Source organism: Maribacter aurantiacus, from assembly GCF_005780245.1.
Taxonomy (GTDB): Bacteria; Bacteroidota; Bacteroidia; order Flavobacteriales; family Flavobacteriaceae; genus Maribacter; species Maribacter flavus.
Window position 1 is genome coordinate 1 of sequence record NZ_VBUK01000029.1, and the last position, 596, is coordinate 596.

Consider the following 596-nt stretch of genomic DNA (forward strand, 5'->3'; position numbering starts at 1 on the left):
CTCGTTCGTGACGCTACCGTCTACTTCCGTGAAGGTGTTGCTTACCACATAAGGGTCGCCCGATGTTCCGCTTCCAGTTACGTTGATGTTCGTGCCACTGTTCACTATCGTCTCAGAACCATCGGCCGTTGGCAATGTGATTGTATTACCGCCCGTGATGGAAAGGTCGTTGCCCACGATGCTCAGGTTCTGATTGTCAGTGTTGTCCAAATAACCACTTAGGTCTACCGTAGTCGCATCACTGCTCAAGCTAAGGGTATTTCCACTAATACTTAAATCTTGTATCTCATTGGTTACGCTGCCGTCAACTTCCGTTCCAGTAACGACATATGGGTCGCCCGTCGTACCGCTTCCCGTTACCACGTTGATACCGCCTCCGTTCACTATCGTCTCAGCTCCCGTCGCCGTTGGCAATGTCACCGTGTTTCCTCCAGCAATCGATAGGTCGTTGCCGGTAATGCTCAAGGTCTGGGAATCTGTATTGTCCAAGTAGCCGCTTAAGTCAGCGGTAGTATCAGCACCCGTCCCGTTGGATAGGGTCAACGTGTTCGTGCTCAAGCTTATCTGCTGGTTGTCCGTGTTCACGAAACCGCTCA

General features: G+C 51.5%; 1 protein-coding gene. It reads right to left on the reverse strand.

All coding sequences use genetic code 11. The features are described from left to right. Positions 1-596, reverse strand: a 596-nt coding sequence (locus FEK29_RS18010) for a hypothetical protein (protein WP_161595370.1), incomplete at both ends; no start/stop codon positions are given.